This is a genomic window from Streptomyces sp. NPDC001108 (assembly GCF_053598535.1).
Genome location: NZ_JBSFKL010000002.1, coordinates 824,586 through 844,750, shown reverse-complemented (window position 1 = coordinate 844,750; position 20,165 = coordinate 824,586). Strand labels below are relative to the sequence as shown.

Below are 20,165 nucleotides of genomic sequence, written 5' to 3'. Positions count from 1 at the left end.
CCTCCCCCCCATTTCCTGTCACGCGGGGGGGGCCGCCGGGGGCCGCCCGCGGCCGACTGCGTGCGCCGTATCGTGGAACGGGTACGCCGCAGACATCCCCGTTCGACATGGATCGACGGGCCGACGCAGAGAGGCGCCGCGTAATGGTGCAGATCAAGACCCCCGAGCAGATCGCCAAGATGCGTGAGGCGGGGCTGGTGGTCGCTGCCATTCACGCGGCCACCCGCGAGGCGGCGGTGCCCGGCGCCACCACGCACGACCTCGACCAGGTCGCCCGCAAGGTGATCGCCGACCACGGCGCGAAGTCGAACTTCCTCGGCTACGGCGGCTTCCCCGCGACGATCTGCACCTCGGTCAACGAGGTCGTCGTCCACGGCATCCCGGACGAGAAGACCGTCCTCAAGGACGGCGACATCATCTCCATCGACGCCGGCGCGATCGTCGACGGCTGGCACGGCGACGCCGCGTACACCGCCTTCGTGGGCACCGGACACGCTCCGGAGCTGATCGAGCTCTCCCGGGTGACCGAGGAGTCGATGTGGGCCGGGATCGCCGCGATGAAGGTCAACAACCGCCTCGTCGACATCTCGAAGGCGATCGAGTCCTACATCCGTCGCCAGCCCCGCCCCGCCACCGGCAAGTACGGGATCATCGAGGACTACGGCGGCCACGGCATCGGCACCGAGATGCACATGGACCCGCACCTGCTGAACTACGTCGCCCGCAAGCGCGGCAAGGGCATCAAGCTGGTCCCCGGCGTCTGCCTCGCCATCGAGCCGATGGTCTCGCTCGGCACGGCGCGGACCGAGGTGCTCCAGGACGACTGGACCGTGATCACGACCGACGGCACCTGGTCCTCCCACTGGGAGCACTCGATCGCCCTCACCGAGCAGGGCCCCCTGGTCCTCACCGCCCCCGATTGCGGCCGCGCGAAGCTGGCCCAGTACGGGATCGAGGCGGCCCCGGACCCGCTGGGCTGACCGGCGGGTCGTCGGGCGGAGCCCGGCGCGGCGGGACCCGGTACGGCGGGCCGAAGCCGGGGCTTTACCGAGGTCTAAGGATCTCTCCGGCTGGGCAAACTTGACGGATTCGTCTTTTGGGGTCCGCTGACGTAGACTGACTCGTCGGCTGTCGTGCATCGGTATGTCCGCATGCGATGCCGAGAGTCGATCAAGGTAGCCGATTCGAAAGGCGAAGCGTGGCCAAGAAGCAAGGTGCCATCGAAATCGAGGGCACCGTGATCGAGTCCCTCCCGAACGCCATGTTCAAGGTGGAACTCCAGAACGGTCACAAGGTCCTCGCGCACATCAGCGGCAAGATGCGGATGCACTACATCCGAATCCTTCCGGATGACCGGGTCGTCGTGGAGCTCTCTCCGTACGACCTGACGCGTGGCCGGATCGTCTACCGCTACAAGTAGATCTTGCCTCTGCCTCGCATTCGCGAGGCGACGGCACTGACCCGGAGAACCTGACATCCCATGAAGGTCAAGCCGAGCGTCAAGAAGATCTGCGACAAGTGCAAGGTGATCCGCCGTCACGGTCGGGTCATGGTCATCTGCGACAACCTGCGCCACAAGCAGCGCCAGGGCTGACGCACGACCACCTGCATCTCGCAGTACTTCGCGCGACGCACGTAATACGTACATACGCAGAGTCCGTCCAAGCTTCGGCTGACGACACCTCCGGCGGGGGCCGGGGACCTGGGCGTACCACCTCTCCTCCCGAGAGGTCGGCGATCAGGAGCGGCACTGTGGAAGACCCCCGAACGAACAACTGGAGCCATTGAATGGCACGCGTTTCAGGTGTTGACATCCCGCGCGAAAAGCGCGTGGAGGTCGCCCTCACCTACGTCTTCGGCATCGGGCGCACCCGGTCCAAGGAGATCCTCGCCGCCACCGACGTGAACCCGAACACCCGCGTTCGCGACCTGGCCGAAGAGGACCTGGTCAAGATCCGCGAGTACGTGGACGCCAACCTCCGCACCGAGGGTGACCTCCGCCGCGAGATCCAGGCCGACATCCGCCGCAAGGTCGAGATCGGCTGCTACCAGGGTCTGCGTCACCGCCGCGGTCTGCCGGTTCACGGCCAGCGCACCAGCACGAACGCTCGTACCCGCAAGGGCCCGCGTCGCGCGATCGCCGGTAAGAAGAAGCCGGGCAAGAAGTAGTCCTCAGCGGACGCACTGCGGTCGTCCGGTCACCGGGCACTCGCAGCAACCAGCGGTCTTCGCTGTAGGACCGATCACCTCCCCTCTCCATCTGGAGTCAAGACATGCCCCCCAAGGGTCGTCAGGGCGCAGCCAAGAAGGTGCGTCGCAAGGAAAAGAAGAACGTCGCTCACGGCCACGCGCACATCAAGAGCACGTTCAACAACACCATCGTCTCGATCACGGACCCCTCGGGCAACGTGATCTCCTGGGCCTCCGCCGGCCACGTCGGCTTCAAGGGCTCGCGCAAGTCCACCCCCTTCGCCGCGCAGATGGCCGCCGAGTCGGCCGCCCGCCGCGCGCAGGAGCACGGCATGCGCAAGGTCGACGTCTTCGTGAAGGGTCCGGGCTCCGGCCGCGAGACCGCGATCCGTTCGCTCCAGGCCACCGGCCTGGAGGTCGGTTCGATCCAGGACGTCACCCCGACGCCGCACAACGGCTGCCGTCCGCCGAAGCGCCGTCGCGTCTGATCCGTCACGGCCGGTGACGGCCGTGCGTCCATGACGCGGATGCGGGCGGTATGTCCCTTCCGGGGCATGCCGCCCGTATCCTTGTTTCATCTGTCGGGCATCAAATAGTGGGTGCCCACGACTGAAGAGGATCTCCTCATGCTTATCGCTCAGCGTCCTTCGCTGACCGAAGAGGTCGTCGACGAGTTCCGCTCCCGGTTCGTCATCGAGCCGCTGGAGCCGGGCTTCGGCTACACCCTCGGCAACTCCCTGCGCCGCACGCTCCTCTCCTCGATCCCCGGTGCCGCTGTCACCAGCATCCGGATCGACGGTGTCCTGCACGAGTTCACCACCGTGCCGGGCGTCAAGGAGGACGTGACCGACCTCATCCTCAACATCAAGCAGCTGGTCGTCTCCTCGGAGCACGACGAGCCGGTCGTGATGTACCTGCGCAAGCAGGGCCCCGGCCTGGTCACCGCCGCGGACATCGCGCCGCCGGCCGGTGTCGAGGTGCACAACCCGGACCTGGTCCTCGCCACGCTCAACGGCAAGGGCAAGCTGGAGATGGAGCTGACCGTCGAGCGCGGTCGCGGCTACGTCTCCGCCGTCCAGAACAAGCAGGCGGGCCAGGAGATCGGCCGTATCCCGGTCGACTCCATCTACTCGCCGGTGCTCAAGGTCACCTACAAGGTCGAGGCGACCCGTGTCGAGCAGCGCACCGACTTCGACAAGCTGATCGTCGACGTCGAGACCAAGCAGGCCATGCGTCCCCGTGACGCCATGGCGTCGGCCGGCAAGACCCTGGTCGAGCTGTTCGGCCTGGCGCGCGAGCTCAACATCGACGCCGAGGGCATCGACATGGGCCCGTCGCCGACGGACGCCGCGCTCGCCGCCGATCTGGCGCTGCCGATCGAGGAGCTGGAGCTCACGGTCCGCTCGTACAACTGCCTCAAGCGCGAGGGCATCCACTCCGTGGGTGAGCTCGTGGCCCGCTCCGAGGCCGACCTGCTCGACATCCGCAACTTCGGTGCGAAGTCGATCGACGAGGTCAAGGCGAAGCTGGCCGGTATGGGCCTGGCGCTGAAGGACTCGCCTCCCGGCTTCGACCCGACCGCCGCCGCCGACGCCTTCGGCGCCGACGACGACGCGGACGCCGGTTTCGTGGAGACCGAGCAGTACTGATCCACCTCCCCGGCCGGGCCTTCCGCCCGGCCGGGGCCATGGTCTTCCGCGCGGCGTCCGCCGCGCGGGAACTGACACCGGTACCTGACACGGCCGGTGCAGCACACAAGGAGAAACACCATGCCGAAGCCCGCCAAGGGTGCCCGTCTGGGCGGCAGCGCCGCGCACGAGAAGCTTCTTCTCAACAACCTCGCGAAGTCGCTGTTCGAGCACGGCCGCATCACCACGACCGAGGCCAAGGCCCGTCGCCTGCGTCCGGTCGCCGAGCGTTTCATCACCAAGGCGAAGAAGGGCGACATCCACAACCGTCGCCTGGTGCTGCAGTCGATCACGGACAAGGGCGTCGTCCACACGCTCTTCACCGAGATCGCCCCGCGGTACGAGAACCGCCCCGGTGGTTACACCCGTATCACCAAGATCGGCAACCGTCGTGGCGACAACGCCCCGATGGCGGTCATCGAGCTGGTCGAGGCGCTGACCGTGGCCCAGGAGGCCACCGGTGAGGCCGAGGCCGCCACGAAGCGCGCGGTCAAGGAGGACGCCCTCAAGAAGGACGCCGCCGGGACCGAGGCCGTCGAGGACGCCAAGCCGGCCGACGACGCCGAGTCCAAGGACGCCTGAGCGTTCTGAGACCGCAGGACGGGCCCGCACTACCCTTCGGGGCGGTGCGGGCCCGTTCCGTATGCACCTGACGCATCTGATGCACCTGCACGTACCGGTAGTAAAGGACCCTGGGGTGAGTGACGAAGTGGAGCCCGGCCACGTACGGGTTCGGCTGGACCTGGCGTACGACGGCAAGGACTTCTCGGGCTGGGCGAAGCAGACCTCCCGGCGGACCGTCCAGGGGGAGATCGAGGACGCGCTGCGGACCGTGACCCGGTCCGCGCGGACGTACGACCTGACCGTGGCCGGGCGGACCGACGCCGGGGTGCACGCCCGGGGCCAGGTCGCCCATGTCGACCTGCCGGACGAGGTGTGGGCGGAGCACGGGGACAAGCTGCTGCGGCGGATGGCCGGACGGATGGCGCCCGACGTCCGCATCCGGCGGATCGCACCGGCGCCCGCCGGGTTCAACGCGCGGTTCTCCGCGCTGTGGCGCCGGTACGCGTACCGGGTCTGTGACGCGCCCGGCGGGGTGGACCCGCTGGTGCGGGGTCATGTGCTGTGGCACGACCGGCCGTTGGACGTGGACGCGATGAACGCGGCGGCCGTCCGGATGACCGGGGAGCACGACTTCGCCGCGTACTGCAAGAAGCGCGAGGGCGCGACGACGATCCGGACGCTCCAGAAGCTGAGCTGGGAGCGGGACCCGGCGACCGGGATCATGACGGCGACCGTGCAGGCGGACGCGTTCTGCCACAACATGGTGCGTGCGCTGATCGGGGCCGCGCTCTTCGTGGGCGACGGGCGCCGGCCGGCCGAATGGCCCGCCCAGGTGCTCGCCGCGCGGGTGCGCGACCCCGGGGTCCACGTGGTGCGGCCGCACGGGCTGACGCTGGAGGAAGTGGCCTACCCGGCCGACGCGTTGCTGGCCGCCCGCGCCGAGGAGGCGCGCAATGTGCGCACCCTCCCCGGCGCGGGCTGCTGCTGATCTACCGTCAGGACCGCCGGGGCCGTCAGTCGGAACCCGCCTGGGCGGTGGCCGCCGCCGACGCCTGGAGCTCGCCGCGGTGACGGATCTGACGGAACGTGAAGTTCGTCAGGTCGTCACCGGTGGCGTAGACGTTCTTGTCGGCCGTGGTGACGCTCTTGCCGTTGGTGAAGCCGCTGATCGCGAAGTAGGCGTAGCGGCCGTAGGAGTTGGCGGTGCGTCGGCAGACCGATCCGGCCGGGCAGAAGGCCGGCACGCCCGCGCCGGGCAGGGTGGCGACGCTGCCGCTCGACTGCTGGGCCGCCTTCTTGGCCTGCGCCTCCGTACGGAACACCGCGAGGCCGACGGTGACGGCGACGCCGTCCTTGCTGTACGTGGCCCGGATCACCTGCTCGCAGCCGTTGTTCACCAGGATCGGGCCCAGCGCGCCCTTCGTCGTCGCGGCGCAGTTCTTCGTCTGCTGCGTCGCCCCCTTGGTGTAGACGCGGTCGCCCATGGTGAGCCCCTTGCCGGGGAAGAACGCGTCGACGGTGATCGGCGCCCGGTCCTTCTTGGCGTCGGACACGTAGTCCTTCGGGTCCGGCGGGGGCGGCGGGGCCACCGAGGAGAAGGACGGCTCGGGCTGGGCCGTCTCCTCCGGCAGATCGCTCGGTGCGGGAAGCTGGCTCGCGTTCTTGCCCGAGCCATGGGTGGTGTCGTTGTTGTTCGTCGAGATGACCGCCGCGGCCACGGCCGCGCCGATCGCCGCGGTGGCGAGCGCGCCGCCACCGATCAGCAGCCACTTCTTGCGCCGGTTGCGCGCGGCGGACGCGTCGGCCATCGCCGCCCAGTCGGGAGTGTGCGAACCCCCTGGCCCCCCGAAGGGCCCCCCTTGCCCATAGCTCATGGGGCGAATCCTAGTAGGGCTTTGTTACGTGTCTGGGCAGGCGGCGGTTGTGGTGGTTTCCTGCTGATATGAGGGTGGATCAGCTCGCGGCGTGTCGTGGTCGGCTGGAGGAGTTTGCCAGGGAGGTGTTCGCGCCGCTGGCGCGTGCGGATCAGCGGGTGAAGGGCAGGTTGTATCTGCGGGGTCTGCTGCTGGACGGGCGGCGGAAGTCGATGCAGCCGATGGCCGGGCGCCTGGGTGTCGATCATCAGCAGTTGCAGCAGTTCATGACGTCCTCGACCTGGCCGGTGGGCACGGTCCGTGCCGGGCTGGCCCGCCGTACGGTCGCGGTGGTGCGTCCGCAGGTGTGGGTGGTGGACGACACCGGCTTCCCGAAGGATGGATACTCCTCGCCCGGAGTGGCCAGGCAGTACTCCGGCACACTGGGCAAGGTCGGCAATTGCCAGATCGGTGTCAGTGTCCATGCCGCGTCCGACAGCGCGTCGTGTCCGCTGTCGTGGCGGCTGTTCCTGCCTTGCAGCTGGGACGGGCCCGAAGCGCTGGAACGGCGGGCCCGCTGCCGGATCCCCGACGAGGAACGCCACCGGCCGAAATGGCAGCTCGCACTGGACATGCTCGACGAGCTCGCCACGCTCGGCCTGCGGCCTGCGGTTCTGGTCGCGGATGCGGGTTACGGGGCGAACGCCGACTTCCGCCACGGTCTGGAGGACCGGGGACTGGCCTACGCGCTGCAGGCCAAGGGCGAGATGACCGCGCACGCCGAAAGCGCCGAGCCTCATCGGCCGGCCTACGGCGGGCTCGGCCCCAGGCCGCTGCCCCGTTACCGCACCCGGCCGGTGAGCCTGCGCGAACACGTCCTGGCCGCAGGACGCGGCAAGGCAGTGAGCGTCACCTGGCGCAAGGGCTCCAAAGCGGCGATGACCTCACGTTTTGTGTTCCTGCGCATCCGTCTTGCCGGGCGCCGTCCGAAGCCTGCCCCCGACGGTGTCATCAGCCTGACCTGGCTGATCGCTCAGTGGCCAGAGAACAAGGACGAACCGGTCAAGTACTGGATATCCAACCTCCCGGCCGACATACCCGGCCGGGATCTGGTCCGCCTCGCGAAGTTACGGTGGCGCATCGAGCACGACTACCGGGAGCTGAAGACCACCCTGGGACTCGACCACTTCGAAGGACGTTCGTTCACCGGCTGGCACCGGCACGTCACCCTCGTGACCGCAGCCCACCTGTTCCTGACCGAACAGAGGACCTGCCCAAAAGCCCCTGCCAGGGCCTGACCCTCTACCAGGCCCTGGACCTCCTCCAACACCTGCTGGCCACCTGGACCAAAACCTGCCCCACCTGCCGACAAAACATCCCATGGCAGCCCTACGACACCACCTAACAAAGCCCTACTAGGGCCTCTTGTTTGGATCATGCCGGGTTCGCGTGCCCCGGTGCGCACGCTCGCCGCGTTGTCGTCGGTCGCCGACGCTCCGCGTCGTTTCCCTCCTCCACCTTGCGATCGCACGCACCGGACCCCGCTCACTGATCCGGCCTGATCCAAACGAAAGACCCTGGGCGAGACGTAAACCGGTTGGGCCAGGGCTTCTCGGCCCGTGACAATGATGCCTATGGGACATCTCGAAGCGGGCCATCTGGAGTACTACCTGCCGGACGGGCGGGTGCTGCTGGGCGACGTGTCGTTCCGGGTGGCGGACGGTGCGGTGGTCGCGCTGGTCGGGGCCAACGGTGCGGGCAAGACGACGCTGCTCAGGCTGCTCGCCGGGGACCTCCAGCCGCAGGGCGGCTCCGTCTCGGTGAGCGGCGGGCTCGGGGTGATGCCGCAGTTCGTCGGCTCCGTGCGGGACGGGCGGACCGTGCGGGACCTGCTGGTCTCCGTCGCCCCGCCGCGCATCAGGGAGGCGGCCCTGGCGGTCGACCGGGCCGAGGAGCTGATCCTCACCGTCGACGACGAGGCCGCGCAGATGGCGTACGCGCAGGCGCTGAGCGACTGGGCGGAGGCGCGGGGCTACGAGTCCGAGACCGTCTGGGACATCTGCACCATGGCCGCGCTCGGCGTCCCGTACGAGAAGGCGCAGTGGCGCGAGGTGCGCACGCTCTCCGGCGGTGAGCAGAAGCGGCTCGTGCTGGAGGCGCTGCTGCGCGGGCCCGACGAGGTGCTGCTCCTGGACGAGCCGGACAACTATCTCGACGTGCCGGGGAAGCGGTGGCTGGAGGAGAGGCTGAAGGAGACCCGCAAGACGGTCCTCTTCGTCTCCCACGACCGCGAACTGCTCTCCCGGGCCGCCGAGAAGATCGTCAGCGTGGAGCCGAGTCCGGCCGGCAGCGACGTCTGGGTGCACGGCGGCGGCTTCGACACGTACCACCAGGCGCGCAAGGACCGGTTCGCCCGGTTCGAGGAGCTGCTGCGGCGCTGGGAGGAGGAGCACGCCCGGCTGAAGGCCCTCGTCCTGCGGCTGCGGCAGCAGGCGGCGAACAGCCCCGACATGGCCTCCCGCTACCGGGCGATGCAGACCCGCTTCAAGAAGTTCGAGGACGCGGGCCCGCCCCCGGAGCCGCCGCGCGAGCAGGAGATCACCATGCGGCTGCGCGGCGGCCGTACCGGCGTACGGGCCGTGACCTGCGAGAACCTTGAGCTGACCGGACTGATGAAGCCGTTCGACCTGGAGATCTACTACGGGGAACGGGTCGCCGTCCTCGGCTCCAACGGCTCCGGCAAGTCGCACTTCCTGCGCCTGCTGGCCGGTGAGGACGTGGCGCACACCGGCACCTGGAAGCTGGGCGCCCGGGTCGTGCCCGGCCATTTCGCGCAGACCCACGCCCACCCCGAGCTGCTGGGCCGCACGCTGGTCGAGATCCTGTGGAAGGAGCACGCCAGGGACCGCGGCGGCGCCATGTCCGTACTGCGCCGCTACGAGCTGGAGCGCCAGGGCGACCAGCCCTTCGAGAAGCTGTCCGGCGGGCAGCAGGCCCGGTTCCAGATCCTGCTCCTGGAGCTGGCCGGTACGACCGCGCTGCTCCTGGACGAGCCGACGGACAACCTGGACCTGGAGTCGGCCGAGGCGCTCCAGGAGGGGCTGGAGGCGTACGAGGGGACGGTGCTGGCGGTCACCCACGACCGCTGGTTCGCCCGGTCCTTCGACCGCTACCTGGTCTTCGGCTCGGACGGGGTCGTGCGCGAGACGCGGGAGCCGGTCTGGGACGAGCGCCGGGTGGAGCGGGCCCGGTAGGGGTGGGGCGGCGCGTTTTGACCCGTGCGGGGCGGGGCGGGTAGTGTCGACGGTTGTTATGCGTATGGGCTGCGTGTTCTCACGCGAAGAGCCCTTGCGCTAGTTCTCTGGAGCAGTTACCAGTGGCTCGCATACGGGCGGTGTTCCCGGCATTGTGGGCCCCAGCTGCATGATCGCTTCAGAGGTGTCGTGTGTATGGACCCCATCCACTGAAGAAGCGAAGGCTACGAAGTGCGTACGTACAGCCCCAAGCCCGGCGATGTCACTCGCCAGTGGCACATCATTGACGCGCGGGACGTCGTCCTCGGCCGTCTGGCCAGCACGGCGGCGAACCTCCTCCGCGGCAAGCACAAGGCGATCTACGCCCCCCACATGGACATGGGCGACTTCGTCATCATCATCAACGCCGACAAGGTTCACCTGTCCGGCAACAAGAAGACCCAGAAGATGGCGTACCGCCACTCCGGGTTCCCGGGTGGTCTCCGCTCCGTCCGCTACGACGAGCTGCTCGACAAGAACCCCGAGAAGGCTGTCGAGAAGGCCATCAAGGGCATGATCCCCAAGAACAGCCTGGGCCGTCAGGTGATCTCGAAGCTCAAGGTCTACGCGGGCGACCAGCACCCGCACGCTGCTCAGCAGCCGGTCCCGTTCGAGATCACCCAGGTCGCGCAGTAGTTCCGGCCTCCCCCTAAGACCAAAAGAAAGATCTGAGGAGCATCGTGGCCGAGACCACTGTTGAGAACCCCGTCGAGGGCACCGAGGGCGAGGAGATCTTCGCCGAGGTGACCACCTTCGAGTCCGAGGTTCCCGTCGAGGGCGAGTACACCAGCGAGTCGCTGGCCTCCCGCTTCGGCGACCCGCAGCCCGCCGCCGGCCTGGGCCGTCGGAAGAACGCCATCGCCCGCGTCCGGATCGTTCCGGGCTCCGGCAAGTGGAAGATCAACGGTCGCACCCTTGAGGACTACTTCCCCAACAAGGTGCACCAGCAGGAAGTCAACGAGCCCTTCAAGGTGCTCGAGCTCGACGACCGCTACGACGTCATCGCCCGCATCTCGGGTGGCGGCGTCTCGGGTCAGGCCGGTGCCCTGCGCCTCGGCGTCGCCCGTGCGCTGAACGAGGCCGACGTGGACAACAACCGTCCCGCGCTCAAGAAGGCCGGCTTCCTCTCCCGCGACGACCGTGCGGTCGAGCGCAAGAAGGCCGGTCTCAAGAAGGCCCGCAAGGCCCCGCAGTACAGCAAGCGCTAATCCGCCTGCTCACCTGCTGTTCACGTTCGCCCCGGCGGCACACCTCGTGCCCGCCGGGGCGTTCGTTTATCGGCACCCCCGGGCGTATAACGGCATAAGCCGTTCATAGGCTTCTTTGTGCGGCGTTGCGTCGATCACGTGGCGTCGAGCGAACCGGCGGCGGGTGCGCGGTGTTGTGCGCGCCGTGTGCCATGCCGTTTTGGTTGATTTGGTTGTGCGGTTTCGGAGCATCTTCGGAGGACACCAGTGGGACGACTCTTCGGCACGGACGGTGTGCGCGGTGTCGCCAATGCGGATCTGACGGCCGAGCTGGCGCTCGGTCTCTCGGTCGCTGCGGCGCATGTGCTCGCCGAGCACGGCACCCATGACGGGGCCCGGCCGACCGCCGTGGTGGGCCGTGACCCACGCGCCTCCGGGGAGTTCCTGGAGGCCGCGGTGGTGGCCGGGCTCGCCAGCGCGGGCGTGGACGTCCTGCGGGTCGGTGTGCTGCCCACCCCGGCGGTGGCGTATCTCACCGGGGCGCTGGGCGCCGACCTCGGCGTGATGCTCTCGGCGAGCCACAACTCCATGCCGGACAACGGTGTCAAGTTCATCGCCCGAGGCGGTCACAAGCTCTCCGACGAGCTGGAGGACCGGATCGAGACGCTGTACGGGCAGCACCGGAGCGGTGAGCCGTGGGCGCGTCCGACCGGCGCCGGCGTGGGGCGGGTCACCGAGTACACGGAGGGCTTCGACCGCTACGTGGCCCACCTGGTCGCGGTCCTGCCGAACCGGCTCGACGGGCTGAAGGTGGTGCTCGACGAGGCGCACGGCGCGGCCGCCCGGGTCTCGCCGGAAGCCTTCGCCCGGGCCGGCGCCGAGGTGATCACCATCGGGGCCGACCCGAACGGCCTGAACATCAACGACGGCTGCGGCTCCACCCACCTGGAGCCGCTGAAGGCCGCCGTCGTCGAGCACGGTGCCGACTTCGGCATCGCGCACGACGGCGACGCCGACCGCTGCCTGGCCGTGGACGCCTCGGGCGAGGAGGTCGACGGCGACCAGATCCTCGCGGTCCTGGCCCTCGCCATGCGCGAGAACGGGCAGCTGCGCAAGGACACCGTGGTCGGCACCGTGATGTCCAACCTCGGCTTCAAGATCGCGATGGAGCGGGAGGGCATCCAGCTCGTCCAGACCGCCGTCGGCGACCGCTACGTGCTGGAGTCGATGAAGGCCGAGGGCTACGCGCTCGGCGGCGAGCAGTCCGGCCACGTCATCGTGCTGGACCACGCCACCACCGGCGACGGCACGCTGACCGGGCTGCTGCTCGCGGCCCGGGTCGCCGCCACCGGCCGTACGCTCGCCGATCTGGCCGGGGTCATGCAGCGGCTGCCGCAGCTGCTGATCAACGTCCGGGACGTCGACAAGTCCCGGGTCGGCAGCTCCCCGGAGATCGCCGCCGCCGTCGCCGAGGCCGAGGCCGAGCTGGGCTCCACCGGCCGGGTGCTGCTGCGCCAGTCGGGCACGGAGCCGCTGGTACGCGTCATGGTCGAGGCCGCCGACATCGAGCAGGCCCGGGCGGTCGCCGAGCGGCTGGCCGACGTGGTGAAGTCCGCGCTGGGCTGAGCGCCGTGCTTCCGCCGGGCGGACCGCCCGGCGGAAGCACCCGGGTCAGAGCTTGCGCAGGGAGAGCCGCTGGACCTTGTGGTCGGGGCCCTTGCGGAGCACCAGGGTGGCGCGGCCCCGGGTGGGGGCGACGTTCTCCACCAGGTTGGGCCGGTTGACGGTCCGCCACATCGTCGCCGCGTACTCCATGGCCTCCCGCTCGGAGACCTGGGTGTACCTGCGGAAGTACGACGACGGGTCCTGGAACGCGGTGTCGCGCAGCTTGCGGAAGCGGTCGAGGTACCAGCTCTCGATGTCCTCGGTGCGGGCGTCCACGTACACGCTGAAGTCGAAGTAGTCGGCGAGGCCGACCCTGGTGCGGCCGTCCTTGCCGGGCAGCGCGGGCTGGAGGACGTTGAGCCCCTCGACGATCAGGATGTCGGGGCGGCGCACGCTGAGCCGCTCGTCCGGCACGATGTCGTAGATCAGGTGGGAGTAGACGGGCGCCGTCACCTCGTCCTTGCCGGCCTTGATGTCGGCGACGAAGCGGGTCAGGGCACGCCGGTCGTACGACTCGGGGAAGCCCTTGCGGGACATCAGGCCGCGGGCCTTCAGCTCCTTCATCGGCAGCAGGAAGCCGTCGGTGGTCACCAGCTCGACGCGGGGGTGCTCGGGCCAGCGGGCCAGCAGCGCCTGGAGGATGCGCGCGGTGGTGGACTTGCCGACCGCGACACTGCCCGCGACGCCTATGACGAACGGGGTGCCGCTCTGGGCGCCGTGGCCGTTGCCCGCGTCGCCGAGGAAGGTGTTCAGCGCGCCGCGCAGCCCCGAGGTGGCCTGGACGTAGAGGTTGAGGAGCCGGGAGAGCGGCAGGTAGACGTCCCGTACCTCGTCGAGGTCGATGACGTCGCCGAGGCCGCGCAGCCGCTCGACCTCCTCGGCGGTCAGCGGCAGCGGCGTCTTGTCCCGCAGGGCGCTCCACTCGGCGCGGGACAGGTCGACGTACGGCGTCGTCGCGTGCTCGGCGCGTCGGTGGGTGCTCCGTGGCGGCGAAGTGATCACGGGTTCATTGTCGCGGGAGTTCGCACACGGTGGGGGGTGGGCTCGGTCACGTGGGGTACACCGGGCGTCGCCGTTCAGTCCGCCTTCTTCAGCACGCAGAGGTCCCCGCTGTCGGGGTCGCCGACATAGGTCCACAGGACGGGGGCGTCGCTGCCGCTCCTGGCGTCGTAGAAGCCGCTGATCTCCCCGTCGCCGTACGTGAAGCCGAGGTCGACGGAGGTGGCCCCCTCCTCGTTGGTCGAATCGCCGGCGTCCCACTTCCCCGACGCGGAGAGCCTGGACGGGAAGTCGAAGCCGGCGTGGAGGTTGTTGTCGAAGTCGACGTAGTCGCCGCAGACCTCGGTGGAGCTGAAGGTGCCGTCCGCGGCGAGGACGAGGATTCCGCCCCGGTCGTCCTGCCAGGTGCCGGTCAGTTCGTCCGCGGTCAGGGTGACCGGTGCGCCGTCCGGTTCCGGGGGGACGTTGAGGTAGCGCAGGGTGAAGAGCCCGACGAGCAGGGCCAACGGGACGACCACCACCAGGACCGCGCCGATGGCCACGCCCATCAGGACGCCGCCCCAGATCGGTATGCGGAATCTCTGCGGGGGAGGTGGCGGGGCGGGGTGGGGCGGGAGGGACCTGAGGTCCCAGGCCGGCCGCTGCGGCGCGGTCTCCGGTTGCTCTTCCCCGGTGCCGGACATGCGCACACCCCCCAGGTGCTCGGACGGCGGACGCGTATGGACGTCGCCGTGCCGTCATGATGCACCCGTGGGCGCCGGCCGTCGGCTGCGGGGTGGTGTCCGCACCCCCGAGGCGGACACCAGCCGCCGGATCAGGGCTTCCGGCCCTTGCGGTCCACGACGGCGCCGGTGACGCGGGCCTCGCTGAGGGTGATCTGCCCCGCCTTGAACGCCATCGGTGGCGGCTTCTGCCCCTCCTTGCCGGGGAACACGAACGTGTAGTCCTCGGCCACCACGAAGCGCTCGCCGAGGTAGTCGAAGCTCCGCGGGTCGAGCAGGATCTCCCGCTGGTCGTGGCCGACGTCCTCCTTCCGGGTGATGGCGATGGCCTCGCGTCCGGCGGCGTCCTTCACCAGGTGGTCGGTGACGCGGACACCGGGGATGGTGGCCATGGCCCGGTAGACCCGGGCGAGGGCGGCCGGGGAGATCGGGTACGTCCCGGCGACCAGGCTGATCGCGCGGAAGCTGTGCTGCGCCCTGCCCTCGGGCGGGTTCTCCGCGGTGTGACCGGTCGGGTAGAGGCGGCGGATCCCCTCCAGCAGCCGGGCCGGGTCGTCGGGCAGCGCGTTCGCGGCGCGGTAGACCTGGCGGGCCGTGCGGTAGTCGGTGTCCTTGCCGTGCTCGGCCGCGGCGGAGTTGTCGTACGGGACCCAGGAGTCGGAGGTGTCCGAGTCGGTGCCCGGGGTGCCGTCCGGCCCGTTCGTGGCGCTCTTCGTCGTGGTCCTGGTGTAGATCCACTGGTGGTCGAGCGGCTCCGGCGGGACGGGCAGCCTCTCCAGGGCGTCGGCGGCCCGGTTCAGCACCTCGGCCGCGCTCGTCAGCCGTAGCGGCTCCGTGGTCGAGGCGGGCCCCGAGCGGTCCGGCGCGGTGTCCCAGAGCCGGGTGCCGAGCACCGCCGCCACGGTGAGCGCCGCGGCCGCCACGACGGCGACGGTCCGCCGCCGGGCCCACGGGTGCCGGGGGCGGCGGCCCGACGCGGCGGCCTCGACGAGCCGTCGGCGGCCCGGGGCGAGCGCCGTGCGGTCGGGAGCGGGCGCGTCGGCGCGGAACTCGCGCAGTCGGGTCATTTCGTCCATGACGAGGTCAGCTCCATGGCGTCGGGCGTGAACGTGGGGTCCGCGCCGAGGGCCTCGCGGACCTTGCGGCGGGCGCGGTTGAGCCGGGACCGTACGGTGCCGAGCGGGATACCCAGGGCCTCGGCGACCTCCTGGTAGCCGAGGTCGGCCCAGGCGACGAGCAGCAGCACATGGCGGTCGCCCGGGGAGAGCCGGGCGAGCGCGGCGGCCAGGGGCGCCCGGGCGGCGATCCGCTCGTCCACGTGCTCGCTCCAGGAGTCGGCCACCGGGTCGCGGCCGGTACGGGCCAGGGCCCGCAGCGCGCGTTCCTCGCCGCGCCGGTGCTTGCCGATGAGGTTGGCGGCGATGCCGTACAGCCAGGGGCGGGCGCTGCGGCGGGCGGTGTCGTAGCGGTTCCGGGCCCGGAAGGCGGCGAGGAAGGTGTCCGCCGTGATGTCGTCCGCCGCGCCCTCCCCGAGGCGGCGGGCGGCATAGCGGTGGATCTCCGGCGCGTGGCGGTCGTAGAGGCCGGCGAACGCCTCGGGCTCCTCGATCGACCGCGCGACGAGTTCGGCGTCGTCGTGCGGGCCCGTCGGTGGTCCGGTCACATCGGCTCCTGGGGTGGGGCGGGAGAGCGTGTCATCCCCTGTTCCCCGCCGGGCGCGGAAAGGTTCACGGGGCGCCGTCCTCCCCGACGTCCGGCGGGTCTTCTGCGACGATGCGAAGGAAAAGAGGCTGATTGGTGGAGAAGAGGCTGTTATGTGCGGGATCGTCGGTTACGTGGGCGGGCAGTCGGCGCAGGACATCGTCCTCGCGGGCCTGAGGCGTCTGGAGTACCGGGGCTACGACTCGGCGGGGCTCGCCGTGCTCGCGGACGGCGGGCTGGCCGCCGCGAAGAAGGCGGGCAAGCTCGTCAACCTGGAGAAGGCGCTGAACGAGGCCCCGCTCCCGGCCGGCACCACCGGCATCGGGCACACCCGCTGGGCCACCCACGGCGCCCCCACCGACGCCAACGCCCATCCCCACCTGGACAACGCGGGCCGGGTCGCCGTCGTGCACAACGGGATCATCGAGAACTTCGCCGCCCTGCGCGCCGAACTCGCCGGCCGCGGCCATGAACTGGCCTCCGAGACCGACACCGAGGTCGTCGCCCATCTGCTGGCCGAGGCCCACTCCGTCTGCGCCGATCCGGCGGAGGCGATGCGCCTGGTCTGCCGCCGCCTCGACGGCGCCTTCACGCTCGTCGCCGTCTTCGCGGACGTGCCGGACACGGTGGTCGGGGCGCGGCGCAACTCGCCGCTGGTGGTGGGGGTGGGGGAGGGCGAGGCGTTCCTGGCCTCCGACGTCGCCGCGTTCATCGCGCACACCCGCTCCGCGATCGAACTGGGCCAGGACCAGGTGGTCGAGCTGCGCCGGGAGGGAATCACCGTCACCGGCTTCGACGGACGGCCCGCCGAGGTCCGCGCGTACCACGTCGACTGGGACGTCTCCGCCGCCGAGAAGGGCGGCCACGACTCCTTCATGGACAAGGAGATCGCCGAGCAGCCCCGAGCCGTCGCCGACACCCTGCTCGGCCGGACCGACGGCGAGGGCTCGCTCCGCCTCGACGAGGTGCACATCCCGCCGCACGAGCTGCGCGAGGTCGACAAGATCGTCATCGTGGCCTGCGGGACCGCCTTCCACGCCGGGATGATCGCCAAGTACGCCATCGAGCACTGGACCCGCGTGCCCTGCGAGACCGAGCTGGCCAGCGAGTTCCGCTACCGCGACCCGATCCTCGACCACCGCACCCTGGTCGTCGCGATCTCGCAGTCCGGCGAGACGATGGACACCCTGATGGCGCTGCGCCACGCCCGCGAGCAGGGCGCCCGGGTCCTCGCGATCTGCAACACCAACGGCTCCACCATCCCCCGCGAGTCCGACGCGGTGCTCTACACGCACGCCGGGCCCGAGGTCGCCGTCGCCTCCACCAAGGCGTTCCTCACCCAGCTGGTCGCCTGCTACCTGGTCGCCCTCTACCTGGGCCAGGTCCGGGGCACGAAGTGGGGCGACGAGATCCGCACCGTCGTCCGCCAGCTCGCCACGATCCCCGGTGCCGTCGAACGGGTCCTGGCGGACATGGGGCCGGTACGGGACCTCGCCCGCTCCCTCGCGGACCGGGGCACCGTCCTCTTCCTGGGCCGCCACGTCGGCTACCCGGTGGCCCTGGAGGGCGCGCTGAAGCTCAAGGAGCTGGCGTACATGCACGCCGAGGGGTTCGCCGCCGGGGAGCTCAAGCACGGGCCGATCGCCCTCGTCGAGGAGGGGCTGCCGGTCGTCGTGGTGGTGCCCGCGCCGCGCGGCCGGTCGGTGCTGCACGACAAGATCGTCTCGAACATCCAGGAGATCCGGGCACGCGGCGCCCGCACCATCGTCATCGCCGAGGAGGGCGACGAGACGGTCGTCCCGTACGCCGACCATCTGATCCGGCTCCCCGTTACGCCTACGCTTCTTCAGCCGCTGGTCTCGACCGTGCCGCTCCAGGTCTTCGCCTGCGAGCTGGCCAGGGCCCGCGGCAACGACGTGGACCAGCCGCGCAATCTGGCGAAGTCCGTGACCGTGGAGTAGCCCGGTGCGCCGGTGGGCGGGCCGGCGAGGGACGAGGGGAAGACGCGTGATCATCGGGGTCGGGATCGACGTGGCCGAGATCGAACGGTTCGACGCGGCGCTGGAGCGTACGCCCCAGCTGGCCGACCGGCTCTTCGTGGAACGGGAGCTGAAGCTGCCCAGCGGCGAGCGGCGCGGGATCGCCTCGCTGGCCGCCCGGTTCGCCGCCAAGGAGGCCCTGGCGAAGGCGCTCGGCGCCCCCGCCGGGCTGCTGTGGACCGACGCCGAGGTGTACGTCGAGGAGAGCGGGCAGCCCCGGCTGCGGGTCCGCGGCACGGTCGCCGCCCGCGCCGCCGAGCTGGGCGTACGGCACTGGCACGTCTCGCTGAGCCACGACGCGGGAGTGGCGTCGGCGGTGGTTGTCGCGGAGGGTTGAGCACATGCGTACCGCCTACAGCGTCGAGACCGTACGGGCCGCCGAGCGGGCCCTCATGGAACGGCTCCCCGAAGGCACCCTGATGCGGAGGGCGGCGGCCGGGCTCGCCGCCGTCTGCGCCGACGTGCTGCGGCGGCACGGCCGGGTGTACGGGGCCCGGGTCGTCCTCCTGGTCGGCAGCGGCGACAACGGCGGGGACGCGCTGTACGCGGGCGCGCTCCTCGCCCGCCGGGGCGCCGGCGTGCGCGCCGTCCTCATCGCGCCGGACCGCGCCCACCCCGGCGGCCTGGCGGCGCTCCGCGCGGCCGGCGGAGCCACCGCGACCACCGCCGAACCGGAACCGTGGGGCGGCCGCGTCGACCTGGTGGTGGACGGGATCACCGGCATCGGCGGCCGGGGCGGGCTGCGCCCGGAGGCCGCCGGGGCGGTCCGGGCGCTGGCGGCGACCGGCGCGCCCCTGGTCGCCGTGGACCTGCCCAGCGGGGTCGAGGCCGGGACCGGGGAGGTGCGCGGCGAGGCGGTCCGCGCCGATGTCACGGTCACCTTCGGCACGTACAAGCCGGGCCTGCTCGTCGATCCGGCCGCCGAGCGGACCGGGGCGCTGCGCCTCGTCGACATCGGGCTCGGCCCCGAGCTGCCCGCCGTGCCCGAGCTGGAGGCGCTCCAGTACGCGGACGTCGCGGCCCTGCTGCCGGTGCCGGCCGCCGAGAGCGACAAGTACCGGCGCGGGGTCGTCGGGGTCGTCGCCGGGTCGGCCCGCTACCCGGGCGCGGCGGTGCTGGCCGTCTCCGGCGCGCTGCGGGGCGGGGCCGGGGCGGTGCGGTACGTCGGTCCGGGCGCGGACGCGGTGATCGCCCGGCATCCGGAGACCCTGGTGCACGCCGGGCCGCCGTCCGGGGCGGGGCGGGTGCAGTCCTGGGTCGTCGGCCCCGGGATCGGCGACGGCCCGCAGGCGGAGGGCGCGGTCCGCGACGTGCTGGCCGCCGAGGTCCCGGTGCTGGTGGACGCGGACGGGCTGCGGCTGCTGGACGTCGCCGCGGTCCGGGCGCGCACCGCCCCGACCGTGCTCACCCCGCACGCCGGGGAGGCCGCGGCCCTGCTCGGCGCCGCCCGCGAGGAGGTCGAGGCGGGGCGGCTCACCGCCGTACGGGAGCTGGCCGCCCGCTACCGGGCCACCGTCCTGCTCAAGGGCTCGACGACGCTGGTCGCCGCCCCGGACCCGGACGCCCCGGTGCGGGTCAACCCGACCGGCACGTCCTGGCTCGCCACGGCGGGCAGCGGCGACGTGCTCTCCGGGCTGACCGGCTCCCTGCTGGCCGCCGGGCTCGGCCCGCGCGACGCCGCGTCCGTCGCCGCCCACCTGCACGGGCTCGCCGCCCGCCACGCCTCGGACGGCGGCCCGGTCGCCGCCCAGGACGTCGCCGAGGCGATCCCGGCGGCATGGCGGGACGTACGGGCCTGAGCGATCCTGGCCGCAGACCCCGAGACGGCGGGAGGCCCACCGTGACCAGCAGCGACGTACGCGTACGCAGGGTGTACGAGCCGAAGGAGGACGCCGACGGGACCCGCGTCCTGATCGACCGGCTCTGGCCGCGCGGCGAGTCCAAGGAGCGGGCCGCGATCGACAAGTGGCTCAAGGACGTGACCCCCTCGTCCGAGCTCCGCTCCTGGTACCACGCGGACCACAGCGGCACCCGCTACGACGAGTTCGCCGAGCGCTACCGCACCGAACTGACCGATCCGGTCCACGAGGCGGCCGTCCGGGAACTGGTCGAACTCGTCGAGAAGGGCGGCCCGGTGACCCTGGTCACCGCGGTCAAGGACGTGGCCCACAGCCACGTCCCGGTCCTCGTCGACCACCTGGAGCACGAGCTGCACCACCACCGCTGAGCGGGGCCCGCCGCCGCGCTCTGAGAGACTGGGCGCG

Annotated in this window: 22 protein-coding genes; 17 read left to right on the top strand and 5 right to left on the bottom strand. The window is 71.1% G+C overall.

The window, feature by feature from the left end:
* Positions 1 to 143: 143 nt before the first annotated feature.
* From map to truA, 8 genes are all read left to right on the top strand, one after another.
* The gene (gene map / locus ACWC97_RS08550) at positions 144 to 980 is read left to right on the top strand and encodes a type I methionyl aminopeptidase (protein WP_392279078.1); all 837 of its coding nucleotides are present in this window, start codon (positions 144 to 146) and stop codon (positions 978 to 980) included.
* Between the two features lie 218 nt (positions 981 to 1,198).
* Positions 1,199 to 1,420, top strand: coding sequence for a translation initiation factor IF-1 (gene infA / locus ACWC97_RS08545; RefSeq protein ID WP_003956442.1), 222 nt, complete (start codon positions 1,199 to 1,201; stop codon positions 1,418 to 1,420).
* Between the two features lie 60 nt (positions 1,421 to 1,480).
* The gene (gene rpmJ, locus ACWC97_RS08540; RefSeq protein WP_003956441.1) at positions 1,481 to 1,594 is read left to right on the top strand and encodes a 50S ribosomal protein L36; all 114 of its coding nucleotides are present in this window, start codon (positions 1,481 to 1,483) and stop codon (positions 1,592 to 1,594) included.
* Positions 1,595 to 1,788: 194 nt separating this feature from the next.
* Positions 1,789 to 2,169: a 30S ribosomal protein S13 gene (gene rpsM / locus ACWC97_RS08535; protein ID WP_148838713.1), complete on the top strand. Its 381-nt coding sequence runs from the start codon at positions 1,789 to 1,791 to the stop codon at positions 2,167 to 2,169.
* Positions 2,170 to 2,273: 104 nt separating this feature from the next.
* Entirely contained in the window at positions 2,274 to 2,678 is a 405-nt protein-coding gene (gene rpsK / locus ACWC97_RS08530; RefSeq protein WP_003956432.1) for a 30S ribosomal protein S11, read from the top strand.
* Positions 2,679 to 2,816: 138 nt separating this feature from the next.
* Positions 2,817 to 3,839 (top strand): DNA-directed RNA polymerase subunit alpha, encoded by a 1,023-nt coding sequence (locus tag ACWC97_RS08525; RefSeq protein ID WP_024755423.1) that lies wholly within the window; start codon positions 2,817 to 2,819, stop codon positions 3,837 to 3,839.
* A 120-nt stretch (positions 3,840 to 3,959) separates the two neighbouring features.
* The gene (gene rplQ, locus ACWC97_RS08520) at positions 3,960 to 4,460 is read left to right on the top strand and encodes a 50S ribosomal protein L17 (protein WP_450648176.1); all 501 of its coding nucleotides are present in this window, start codon (positions 3,960 to 3,962) and stop codon (positions 4,458 to 4,460) included.
* 115 nt (positions 4,461 to 4,575) lie between these two features.
* Entirely contained in the window at positions 4,576 to 5,430 is an 855-nt protein-coding gene (truA, locus tag ACWC97_RS08515) for a tRNA pseudouridine(38-40) synthase TruA (protein ID WP_352281030.1), read from the top strand.
* Positions 5,431 to 5,455: 25 nt separating this feature from the next.
* Here the strand turns inward: truA and ACWC97_RS08510 are convergent, their stop codons facing one another.
* Complete coding sequence (locus ACWC97_RS08510; RefSeq protein WP_352281032.1) at positions 5,456 to 6,316, bottom strand: hypothetical protein; 861 nt, start codon at positions 6,314 to 6,316, stop codon at positions 5,456 to 5,458.
* 68 nt (positions 6,317 to 6,384) lie between these two features.
* On the opposite strand from ACWC97_RS08510, the gene ACWC97_RS08505 reads away from it, so the two are divergent.
* The 5 genes from ACWC97_RS08505 (at position 6,385) to glmM (ending at position 12,401) form a co-directional block, all read left to right on the top strand.
* Entirely contained in the window at positions 6,385 to 7,593 is a 1,209-nt protein-coding gene (locus ACWC97_RS08505; protein ID WP_450648173.1) for an IS701 family transposase, read from the top strand.
* A gap of 336 nt (positions 7,594 to 7,929) precedes the next feature.
* Positions 7,930 to 9,549, top strand: coding sequence for an ABC-F family ATP-binding cassette domain-containing protein (locus ACWC97_RS08500; RefSeq protein WP_352281034.1), 1,620 nt, complete (start codon positions 7,930 to 7,932; stop codon positions 9,547 to 9,549).
* Positions 9,550 to 9,780: 231 nt separating this feature from the next.
* On the top strand, positions 9,781 to 10,224 hold the full coding sequence (gene rplM / locus ACWC97_RS08495) for a 50S ribosomal protein L13 (protein WP_352281036.1): 444 nt from the start codon (positions 9,781 to 9,783) through the stop codon (positions 10,222 to 10,224).
* Between the two features lie 44 nt (positions 10,225 to 10,268).
* Complete coding sequence (rpsI, locus tag ACWC97_RS08490) at positions 10,269 to 10,796, top strand: 30S ribosomal protein S9 (protein ID WP_352281038.1); 528 nt, start codon at positions 10,269 to 10,271, stop codon at positions 10,794 to 10,796.
* Positions 10,797 to 11,042: 246 nt separating this feature from the next.
* Complete coding sequence (gene glmM / locus ACWC97_RS08485; protein WP_352281040.1) at positions 11,043 to 12,401, top strand: phosphoglucosamine mutase; 1,359 nt, start codon at positions 11,043 to 11,045, stop codon at positions 12,399 to 12,401.
* Between the two features lie 45 nt (positions 12,402 to 12,446).
* Here the strand turns inward: glmM and coaA are convergent, their stop codons facing one another.
* The 4 genes from coaA to ACWC97_RS08465 all read right to left on the bottom strand — a co-directional run bounded on the left by coaA (position 12,447) and on the right by ACWC97_RS08465 (position 15,824).
* Positions 12,447 to 13,442: a type I pantothenate kinase gene (gene coaA / locus ACWC97_RS08480; protein ID WP_385208271.1), complete on the bottom strand. Its 996-nt coding sequence runs from the start codon at positions 13,440 to 13,442 to the stop codon at positions 12,447 to 12,449.
* Positions 13,443 to 13,516: 74 nt separating this feature from the next.
* Complete coding sequence (locus ACWC97_RS08475; RefSeq protein ID WP_450648170.1) at positions 13,517 to 14,122, bottom strand: hypothetical protein; 606 nt, start codon at positions 14,120 to 14,122, stop codon at positions 13,517 to 13,519.
* A gap of 131 nt (positions 14,123 to 14,253) precedes the next feature.
* Positions 14,254 to 15,237, bottom strand: a complete 984-nt coding sequence (locus ACWC97_RS08470) for a CU044_5270 family protein (protein WP_352281045.1) — start codon at positions 15,235 to 15,237, stop codon at positions 14,254 to 14,256.
* The gene (locus tag ACWC97_RS08465) at positions 15,225 to 15,824 is read right to left on the bottom strand and encodes an RNA polymerase sigma factor (RefSeq protein ID WP_450648168.1); all 600 of its coding nucleotides are present in this window, start codon (positions 15,822 to 15,824) and stop codon (positions 15,225 to 15,227) included. Before ACWC97_RS08465 ends, ACWC97_RS08470 begins: the two co-directional genes overlap by 13 nt.
* A 151-nt stretch (positions 15,825 to 15,975) precedes the next feature.
* Here ACWC97_RS08465 and glmS point away from each other — a divergent pair, with 151 nt between their 5' ends.
* The 4 genes from glmS to ACWC97_RS08445 are packed head-to-tail and all read left to right on the top strand — an operon-like array spanning position 15,976 to position 20,128.
* Positions 15,976 to 17,823 (top strand): glutamine--fructose-6-phosphate transaminase (isomerizing), encoded by a 1,848-nt coding sequence (gene glmS, locus ACWC97_RS08460; protein WP_352281049.1) that lies wholly within the window; start codon positions 15,976 to 15,978, stop codon positions 17,821 to 17,823.
* A gap of 46 nt (positions 17,824 to 17,869) precedes the next feature.
* Entirely contained in the window at positions 17,870 to 18,238 is a 369-nt protein-coding gene (locus ACWC97_RS08455) for a holo-ACP synthase (RefSeq protein WP_352281050.1), read from the top strand.
* Positions 18,239 to 18,242: 4 nt separating this feature from the next.
* Complete coding sequence (locus tag ACWC97_RS08450; RefSeq protein ID WP_352281051.1) at positions 18,243 to 19,700, top strand: NAD(P)H-hydrate dehydratase; 1,458 nt, start codon at positions 18,243 to 18,245, stop codon at positions 19,698 to 19,700.
* Between the two features lie 41 nt (positions 19,701 to 19,741).
* Positions 19,742 to 20,128 carry a DUF488 domain-containing protein gene (locus tag ACWC97_RS08445; RefSeq protein WP_352281053.1) on the top strand — a complete coding sequence of 129 codons (387 nt, stop codon included), beginning with the start codon at positions 19,742 to 19,744 and terminating at the stop codon, positions 20,126 to 20,128.
* Positions 20,129 to 20,165 lie beyond the last annotated feature (37 nt).

Excerpts from the sequence above, each read along its gene's own strand:
- map (WP_392279078.1), top strand. The coding sequence starts at position 144 with ATGGTGCAGATCAAGACCCCCGAGCAGATCGCCAAGATGCGTGAGGCG.
- rpmJ (WP_003956441.1), top strand. The coding sequence starts at position 1,481 with ATGAAGGTCAAGCCGAGCGTCAAGAAGATCTGCGACAAGTGCAAGGTG.
- rpsM (WP_148838713.1), top strand. The coding sequence starts at position 1,789 with ATGGCACGCGTTTCAGGTGTTGACATCCCGCGCGAAAAGCGCGTGGAG.
- rpsK (WP_003956432.1), top strand. The coding sequence starts at position 2,274 with ATGCCCCCCAAGGGTCGTCAGGGCGCAGCCAAGAAGGTGCGTCGCAAG.
- ACWC97_RS08525 (WP_024755423.1), top strand. The coding sequence starts at position 2,817 with ATGCTTATCGCTCAGCGTCCTTCGCTGACCGAAGAGGTCGTCGACGAG.
- rplQ (WP_450648176.1), top strand. The coding sequence starts at position 3,960 with ATGCCGAAGCCCGCCAAGGGTGCCCGTCTGGGCGGCAGCGCCGCGCAC.
- ACWC97_RS08510 (WP_352281032.1), bottom strand. The coding sequence starts at position 6,316 with ATGAGCTATGGGCAAGGGGGGCCCTTCGGGGGGCCAGGGGGTTCGCAC.
- ACWC97_RS08505 (WP_450648173.1), top strand. The coding sequence starts at position 6,385 with ATGAGGGTGGATCAGCTCGCGGCGTGTCGTGGTCGGCTGGAGGAGTTT.
- ACWC97_RS08500 (WP_352281034.1), top strand. The coding sequence starts at position 7,930 with ATGGGACATCTCGAAGCGGGCCATCTGGAGTACTACCTGCCGGACGGG.
- ACWC97_RS08475 (WP_450648170.1), bottom strand. The coding sequence starts at position 14,122 with ATGTCCGGCACCGGGGAAGAGCAACCGGAGACCGCGCCGCAGCGGCCG.
- ACWC97_RS08470 (WP_352281045.1), bottom strand. The coding sequence starts at position 15,237 with ATGGACGAAATGACCCGACTGCGCGAGTTCCGCGCCGACGCGCCCGCT.
- glmS (WP_352281049.1), top strand. The coding sequence starts at position 15,976 with ATGTGCGGGATCGTCGGTTACGTGGGCGGGCAGTCGGCGCAGGACATC.
- ACWC97_RS08450 (WP_352281051.1), top strand. The coding sequence starts at position 18,243 with ATGCGTACCGCCTACAGCGTCGAGACCGTACGGGCCGCCGAGCGGGCC.